Genomic DNA, 7895 nt, shown 5'->3' with positions numbered 1-7895 from the left:
GTGGAGACGAGCAGCATGCGCTTGTGACCGACCATGTCGCCGAGCTTCGCGAAGATCGGCACGACGAGCGCCGACAGCATGAGCTGCGAGCCCTCGAGCCAGTTCACATCGGCGTCGTGGATGCCCAAGTGCCGCGCGATGTCGGTCAGCATCGGCGTGTAGTAGCCCTGCAGCACGCCGCTCGTGAACTCGACGAACGCCAGGAAGCCCACGACGCCCGCGAGCGCTCCGAGCCTCGGCTTTGCGGTGGCGACGGCGGTCATGCGTCGTCCGTGAGGCGCGTGATCAGAGCGACGTGGAAGTCGCGGCCGCGCGCGAGCGATTCGACGTCGACGCGCTCGTCGACGCCGTGGATCGCCGCACGCTGGGCGGACGACATCGCCAGCGGCGCGAAGCGGTACACCGCGGGGCTGAAGCGGTGGAAGTGACGCGCGTCGCTCGCCTGCATCATGATGTACGGCGCGGGCACCGCATCGGGATACGCGGCGCGCGCCGCGCCCGCGACGGCCGCGAACTCGGGACCGTCGACGGGCGACTCGGGCGACGGATCGTTGCCTTCCAGCACCTCGACGCTCACCTTCGGATCGCGGATCCGTCGCCGGATGCGCCGCAGGGATCCGGCGACGGTCTCGCCCGGCAGGATCCGCACGTTCAGCGTCGCTGATGCGCGTGACGGCAGGACGTTCGCGGCCGATCCGCCCTCGGCCATCGTGGCGGCGATCGTCGTGCGCATGAGCGCGGCCGGTTCGCCGCCGAGCAGCGCGAACACCTGCGCGGTGACAGGGCGCAGCGTGGCGAGTGTGCGCAGCAGCAGCCGCGGGGCGCCGTCGCTGCGCTCGGCGAAGCTCCGCAGCATGCGCGCGATGGTCCCGGGCATGCGGGCGCGGAACGTGCGAGGACCGAGGCGGTCGAGGGCCCGTGCGATGCGACCGATCGCGGTCGGGCCGTGGGGCGCGGATGCGTGCCCGCCCTCGCCGCGGGTCTCGATCCGGAACGTCGCGACGCCCTTCTCGCTCACGCCGATCATGGCCGCACGCCCGGAGACGAACGGCAGGGGGGCGTCGACCACGGCGCCGCCCTCGTCGACGACGAGCCACGGCACGACGCCGCGCTCCCGCATGGTCTGCGCGATGGCCTTCGCCGCGTCGCCGAAGGTCTCCTCGTTGCCGCCGAACGAGAGGTAGACATCGCGCGCAGGGGTGAAGCTCGTCGCGAGCAGGTCCTCGACGGCCTCCATGATCACGAGGAGCGGGCCCTTGTCGTCGAGCGCGCCGCGACCGTGCACCCAGCCGTCGTGGATCACGCCGTCGAACGGGCGATGCGTCCAGCCGTCGAGTGCGTCGGCCGGCACCACGTCATAGTGCGCCATCAGCACGACGGGTGGGGCGTCGCTCACGCCACGCCAGCGATACAGCAGCCCGAGGTCGGTGATCCGCTCGAGCTCCAGCGTCTGATGCACGCGGGGATACAGCTCGGCCAGCAGGGCCACGAACTCCTCGAAAGGGGCCGGGCCGCGCGCGGCGAACTCGGCACTGACGGTCGGGATGCGGATCATGCGCGCGAGCCGTTCGGTGGCGCCGTCGCGGCGCGGGATGTCGTCGTTCGGGTACGCGGAAGGGACGTGGCTCGGGTCTGCCATGCGCTCACATTAGTTGGTGGTGCGCGCTCGGTAGGAAACCCGGGCAGCAGCCGGATGACCAAGCTTCCGCGACGAGGATCGCGCGCAGTAGATTCCTGCTGAGATGAGCCGACCCCCCTTCCTCGGACGCATCGACGAGCTGCAGCGCCTGCACACCCTGATCGCCGGCGTGCGCAACGGCGTCGCCGGTGCGGTCCTCGTGGTGGGCGATCCGGGGATCGGCAAGAGCACGCTCCTCGGCGAGGCGACCGTGGCGGAGCGGGGTGCTCGGATCGTCAGCCTCGACGGATACGAGGTCGAGTCGCGGATCGCCTACGGCGGTCTGCACCGGCTGGGACGTGCGCTCGCCGGTGAGCTGGACGTGCTGCCCGAGCGGCAGCGTGATGCGGTACTGGTCGCGGTGGGTCTGCGCGAGGGTGCCGCACCCCACCCGGCACTCGTGGCGCTCGCCACGCTGTCCCTGCTCGCGGCCGCTGCGGAGGTGCGCCCGCTCGTGTGCGTCGTCGACGACGCCCATCTGCTGGATCAGGAGTCGATCGAGGTGCTGGGCTTCGTCGCGCGGCGCCTGTCGGCGGAGAAGCTCGGCTTGCTGTTCGCCGCGCGGGACGACGAGGGCGTCATCCGCGCGCTCGGCGGCGTCGAGACCATCCGCCTGGAGGGACTGGACTTCGAGGCGGGGGCAGAGCTGCTGCGGCACCACCTCAGTGCGTCTCTCGATCCGGGGGTCGCGGGTCAGGTGATCGCCGAGACGGGGGGCAACCCGCTCGCCCTCACCGAGGTCGCGGAAGGTCACGACGCGCATCAGCTCACGCGCACCGTGCTGGGAGGGTCGCCTGTTCCCATCGGTCGACGGCTCGAGCGTCACTACCTTGCTCGGGTCGAGCATCTCACCGCCGATGCGCGGCGATGGCTGCTCCTCGCTGCGGCGGAGTCGCGGGGCGACGAGGCGGTGGTGCGCGCGGCGGCGGGGCGGCTCCTTCTCGCACCTGCCGCAGCCGCCGAGGTGGAGGCCGTGCGTCTTGTGGAGATCCGCGACCGGATACGGTTCCGCCATGCCATGGTGCGCTCGGCCGTCTACAACGCGGCAGGCGACGCTGAGCGACGCGCCGTGCACGCGGCGCTGCGGCACGAGACGGCGGAACGCGGGCTCAGCGAAGTGAGTTCGTGGCACGCGGCCGCGGTGGCGCCGGACCCCGACGTCGTGAACGAGCTCATCGCACTGGCGTCTCAGGCGGAGTCCCGCGGCGGCCAGTCGTCGCGCGCACGGCTGCTCGCGCGGGCGGCTGACCTGATCAACGACGCGGCGCTGCGCGACTCGCTGTTGATCTCAGCCGGCGAGGCGGCCGTTCGTGCGGGCGCCGCACGGCTCGCGCTCGAGCTGGTGAGCACGGTGGACGCGAGGGACCTCGGCGCCGTCGACCGCGGTCGTCTGCTTTGCGTGCAAGCCTTCAGCGGCCTCTTCCTCTCCGATCCCCCCGTCCTCCGCGCGGGCGCGGCAATGCTGCTGGAGGCCGCGGAGCTCTTCCATGGGATCGTCCCCGATCTCGAGCAGCGGATGCTTCTTCAGGCCTTCAACTTCGCGCTCGTGGTGGAGCACGACATGTCCGGCATCACCCTCGAGCAGCTCGGCCGGCGGCTTCGCGAGGGCGCCCGGGTTTCGGAGGGCCCGTTCGCGGTCGTCCTGCGCGCGCTGAGCGCGTTCATGCTCGAGCCCTACGAGGTCGCGGCTCCCCACCTCGCGGAAGCACTGGCGATGCTGGAGGCACTCGATGAAGATTCGCTGCTGGAACTGAGCTTCGTCGTTGTCACGCCGGCCCTCGGACTGTGGGACATTCCCGCGGCCGTGCGGCTGCTCGAGCGCGCGGTGCGCATTGCGCGCGAGCGCGGTGCGCTGCGCGAGGCGGACGGCGCGCTGTGGGTGCTGAGCTCTGTCGCGATCACCGCGGGAGACCTGCGTCGCGCGCAGGGATGCATCGAGCAGGCTTCTGACCTGCGACGCGCGGTCGGGTACGAGGATCAGCAGATCGTGAATCCGGCCGTGCTCGCATGGACGGGCGCGCCCGACGAGGTCATCGAGCGGATCACCGCCGAGTTGGATGCCGCGGGGTGGCAGGGAGTCGTCCGGATCGCGAAGGCGTCCCTGTCGATCGGCCGCATCGCTGATGGTCGCTACCGCGACGCGTACGAGCAGCTCCGGATGCTGGTGGACAGACCGTTCGTGCAGGCAACGCACCACCATCTGGCGGAGTTCGTCGAGGCTGCTGTGCGCTGCGGCGAGCGCCGGGCGGCCGTGGAGATGACTTCACGCATTCAGACCTACGCGGCGCTGAGCGGCAGGCCGTGGGCGTACGGCATGGCCGAACGGTCCCTCGCGCTGACCGCAGATGACGCGGAGGCCGAGACGCACTACGTCGCCTCCATCCGCCACCTCGACGAGATCGATATGCCCGGCGAGCTCGGCCGCGCGCACCTGCTGTACGGGGAGTGGCTGCGTCGCACGCGACGCCGCCGCCAGGCGAAGGACGAACTGCACCTCGCGCTCGATCTGCTCGACGGCGCGGGGGCCGTGAGATTCGCCGCGCGTGCGCGGCGGGAGCTGGCGGCGTCGGGGGAGGACACGCAGCAGATCGAAGCAGCACGCAGCGACCTCACGGGGCAGGAGGCGGTGGTCGCGCGGCTCGCCGCCGGCGGAGCCACCAACGCCGAGATCGGCGCCGCGCTGTTCATCAGTCCCAACACGGTCGACTACCACCTGCGCAAGATCTACCGGAAGCTCGGCGTCAACTCCCGCCGCCAGCTCACGGACCGCGCCGCCGAACTGTAGCTCGCTCCGGGCCCGGAGCGGTCACGACTACGTGCACCACGTGGTGCGCTTCCGCGCGCTCGCGAGGACGATGACGGCTATCCCATCCGCCCCGTCCCCCTCAGGAGGCACCGATGCCGTACGTGACTGCAGATGATGGAGCACAGATCCATTACCTCGATTGGGATGGCGGTGGCAGCCCTGTGCTGCTCAGCCACGGCTGGCCGCTCAACGCCGATGCGTGGGAGGCCGCCGCCCTGTTCCTGAGCCACCACGGCCACCGCGTGATCGCGCATGACCGTCGCGGACACGGCCGCTCCAGCCGCACGTGGGGCGGCAACGAGATGGACACCTACGCGGACGATCTCGCGTGTCTGCTCGACACCCTCGACCTCGAGGGCGTCGCACTCGTGGGGCACTCGACCGGTGGCGGGGAGGTGGCGCATTACCTTGCCCGCCACGGCGGCGCCCGCGTGGCGAAGCTCGTGCTCGTATCGGCCGTCCCTCCCCTGATGGTGCAGGGGGACGACAACCCGCACGGCGTCCCGATCGACGTGTTCGACGGCATCCGCGCCGGAGTGGAACACGATCGCTCGCAGCTGTACCGCGACCTGGCGGACGGACCGTTCTTCGGCAACAACCGCAACGGCGACGTGTCGCAGGGGATCCGCGACGCGTTCTGGTTGCAGTCGATGGCGGCGGGCGCCCACAACGCGTACGAATGCGTCGCCGCCTTCTCCGCGACCGACTTCCGCCCGGACCTCGCGAAGATCGCCGTGCCCACCCTTGTGATCCACGGCGACGACGACCAGATCGTGCCGTTCGACGTCAGCGGTCGGCTGTCGGCCGAGCAGATCTCCGGCGCGACGCTGCTGATCTATGAGGGCGGCGCACACGGACTTCCCGACACGGAGCCCGCGCGGTTGCACCGCGACATCCTCGCCTTCATCGAATCCTGATCCGCCTCCCTCCACCCATTCCCTTCCCGGAAGGACCCGCCATGAGCATGCAGAACGTTCAGGAGAAGCCACCGATCGTGCTCGTTCACGGCCTGTGGATGACCCCATCCAGCTGGGACACGTGGGCCGGCCGGTACCGCGCCCGGGGACACGACGTCATCGCTCCGGGCTGGCCCGGCATCGACGACCGCACTCCGCAAGAGGTGCGTGAGAACCCCAAGCCGCTCGAGAACCGCGGTATCACGGACATCGTCGATGCGTACGACCGCATCATCCGCGCGCTGCCGCAGCAGCCGATCATCATGGGGCACTCGTTCGGCGGCATCTTCACGCAGATGCTGCTCGACCGCGGGCTCGGTATTGCGGGCGTCGGCGTCGAGCCCGGGCAGCCGGCCGGCGTCTTCTCGTTGCCGTTCTCGACGCTGCGGACGGGGCTGCCCATCCTGTCCAACCCGTTCCGGATGCGGAAGGCGAGCCCACTCAGCAAGGCGCACTTCCACTACACGTTCGGCAACGACCTCAGCCGTGCCGCATCCGACAGGGAGTGGGACAAGAGCGCCGTGAATGCGGTGAACCGCGTGTTCTTCGAGGGCGTGCTCTCGCTGCCGAAGCCGAAGTCCGGGATCACGCGGGTCGACTTCCGCAAGCCCGACCGCGCGCCTCTGCTGCTGATCTCGGGCGGGATCGATCACGTCGCGCCGCCCGCGATCCAGAAGGCCACGCTGAAGAAGTACGCACAGGGTCCCTCGCTCGTCGAGCGCAAGGAGTTCCCGGGCCGCACTCACCGCATCGTGAGCCAGGACGGCTGGGAGGAAGTCGCCGACTACGCGCTCGAGTGGGCGCTGACGCACGCCAAGCGGCCGCGGGCCGGCGTTGCGCGGTGACGCGAGCCGACGATGAAGGTCACGCGCGTCGGCGGACCGACCATGCTCGTCGAGCTTCTCGGCTGGCGCATCCTCATCGATCCCGCGTTCGACCCGGGCGGCGTGCGGTTTGGGATCACGGGGCCGCTGACCTACACGATGACCGGACACGACGCCGTCCGCCTGATCGGCGAACTCCGGCCGCGCGTGGCGCTGCCCGCGCACTACGACGGCTGGAGTCACTTCCGGGACGGCGAGCACGGGATGCGCGCCGCCGTCGCCGCCGCTCCCGCACACATCCGCGACCGCACCCGCTGGCTTCCCGACGAAATCCCCGTCGCGGTCTGAACGCCCCGTCCCATCCGCCCGATCCCGTCCACCCCGAAAGGAACTCCCATGATCCGCAATCGTCAGACCGGCAGAGAACGCCTCATCGTCCTCGTGACCGTCGCCCTCGGCCTGTCCGCCCTCGTGGGCGTCAGCGCGCCCGCCGCTGCTGCCGAGCACACCCGCTCCGCAAGCGAACGAGCGGCCGTCGTCGTAGACGTCGGTCGCCATCCCACCCCGAAGGCGAAGCCGACCATCGTGCTCGTGCACGGTGCCTTCGCCGACTCGAGCGGCTGGTCGAAGGTGGCGGCGTCCCTGCAGGCCAAGGGATATCCGGTGATCGCGTTCTCCAACCCGCTGCGCGGACCCGCGTACGACGGCGAGTACCTCCGCCAGTTCCTGTCGACCATCTCGGGCCCGATCGTGCTGGTCGGGCATTCCTACGGCGGCGTCGTCATCACCAATGCGGCGACCGGCGACCCGGACGTGAAGTCCCTCGTCTACATCGCGGCGTACGCGCCGGCCGAGGGCGAATCTGTCGCGGCCGCGGGGGAGCTGGGAGGTGGTCACTCGACGGTCACCGAGCACCTGGTGATCCGGCCGTTCCCCGGCGCCGCCGAGAACGACGCCGATGCGTACATCGACCCCGCCGTCTTCCCCGAGATCTTCGCGCAGGATGTGCCGAAACCGCTCGCGAAGACGATGGCGGCCTCGCAGCGTCCGGGCGCCGTCGCCGCCCTTCTCACGCCGTCGGGCGAGCCCGCCTGGGAGTCGATCCCGAGCTGGTACATGGTGGCGAAGTACGACCGGATCATCCCGCCGGAGGCCGAGCGCTTCATGGCCGAGCGCGCGGATGCGACCACGGTCGAGGTGCGCACCTCGCACGTGCCGATGATCACCGCGTCGAGCGCCGTGACGTCTCTGATCGTGGCCGCTGCTCGCTGAGCAGTGGCGCCGCTCGGGCGGAGCAGGCGCCGTCGCTGCGAGCGGGCATGCTCGGGCATGCCCGCTCGCTTCGCCCGGGCCCGTTCGGCGAGGTTTGTCGAGGCGCCGCGGATGCCCGGTTGGCGTCGCGACGAGGGCCACGAGGCCGGCGATCGCCGGCCGGGAATGGCATCGCCGTTGGATCCGTTGTAGTCTTTGATGCTCGGTGTTCGTCACCGGGATGGCCCGCTCTGGCGGGCCTGGCAACTCAACAGTGCGACAACGCCTCCTTCACGAGAAGGATTCACGGGGCTGATCGGTTTCGACAGTGCTTGCGAATCTGCGAGAAGCGGGCCGAGGATGCAGGGTTATCTCGTTAA

The 7895-nt window shown here is 70.4% G+C and carries 6 protein-coding genes and 1 pseudogene; 5 read left to right on the top strand and 2 right to left on the bottom strand.

Features of this window, described 5'->3' with window-relative positions; genetic code table 11:
- Positions 1-263, bottom strand: a pseudogene (locus tag RIF89_RS08915) (MFS transporter); the annotation flags it as partial.
- On the bottom strand, positions 260-1639 hold the full coding sequence (locus RIF89_RS08910) for a M20/M25/M40 family metallo-hydrolase (protein WP_309068768.1): 1380 nt from the start codon (positions 1637-1639) through the stop codon (positions 260-262). The pseudogene RIF89_RS08915 and the gene RIF89_RS08910, both read right to left, overlap by 4 nt.
- A 103-nt stretch (positions 1640-1742) precedes the next feature.
- Between RIF89_RS08910 and RIF89_RS08905 the strand changes: the two genes are divergently transcribed.
- From RIF89_RS08905 to RIF89_RS08885, 5 genes are all read left to right on the top strand, one after another.
- The gene (locus tag RIF89_RS08905) at positions 1743-4463 is read left to right on the top strand and encodes an AAA family ATPase (RefSeq protein WP_309068767.1); all 2721 of its coding nucleotides are present in this window, start codon (positions 1743-1745) and stop codon (positions 4461-4463) included.
- 113 nt (positions 4464-4576) lie between these two features.
- A complete protein-coding gene (locus tag RIF89_RS08900) occupies positions 4577-5401 on the top strand; it encodes an alpha/beta hydrolase (RefSeq protein WP_309068766.1) in 825 nt (274 codons plus the stop codon).
- Between the two features lie 41 nt (positions 5402-5442).
- Positions 5443-6285 carry an alpha/beta hydrolase gene (locus RIF89_RS08895; RefSeq protein WP_309068765.1) on the top strand — a complete coding sequence of 281 codons (843 nt, stop codon included), beginning with the start codon at positions 5443-5445 and terminating at the stop codon, positions 6283-6285.
- Positions 6286-6297: 12 nt separating this feature from the next.
- On the top strand, positions 6298-6612 hold the full coding sequence (locus RIF89_RS08890) for a hypothetical protein (RefSeq protein WP_309068764.1): 315 nt from the start codon (positions 6298-6300) through the stop codon (positions 6610-6612).
- Positions 6613-6660: 48 nt separating this feature from the next.
- On the top strand, positions 6661-7536 hold the full coding sequence (locus RIF89_RS08885) for an alpha/beta hydrolase (protein ID WP_309068763.1): 876 nt from the start codon (positions 6661-6663) through the stop codon (positions 7534-7536).
- Positions 7537-7895 lie beyond the last annotated feature (359 nt).

The organism is Microbacterium sp. (genome assembly GCF_031178525.1).
GTDB lineage: Bacteria > Actinomycetota > Actinomycetes > Actinomycetales > Microbacteriaceae > Microbacterium.
This window is presented reverse-complemented; position numbering and strand designations above follow the sequence as displayed.

What these genes read in the sequence shown, in the direction of transcription:
- RIF89_RS08910 (WP_309068768.1), bottom strand. Translation starts at nt 1,639, where the DNA reads ATGGCAGACCCGAGCCACGTCCCTTCCGCGTACCCGAACGACGACATC.
- RIF89_RS08905 (WP_309068767.1), top strand. Translation starts at nt 1,743, where the DNA reads ATGAGCCGACCCCCCTTCCTCGGACGCATCGACGAGCTGCAGCGCCTG.
- RIF89_RS08900 (WP_309068766.1), top strand. Translation starts at nt 4,577, where the DNA reads ATGCCGTACGTGACTGCAGATGATGGAGCACAGATCCATTACCTCGAT.
- RIF89_RS08895 (WP_309068765.1), top strand. Translation starts at nt 5,443, where the DNA reads ATGAGCATGCAGAACGTTCAGGAGAAGCCACCGATCGTGCTCGTTCAC.
- RIF89_RS08890 (WP_309068764.1), top strand. Translation starts at nt 6,298, where the DNA reads ATGAAGGTCACGCGCGTCGGCGGACCGACCATGCTCGTCGAGCTTCTC.
- RIF89_RS08885 (WP_309068763.1), top strand. Translation starts at nt 6,661, where the DNA reads ATGATCCGCAATCGTCAGACCGGCAGAGAACGCCTCATCGTCCTCGTG.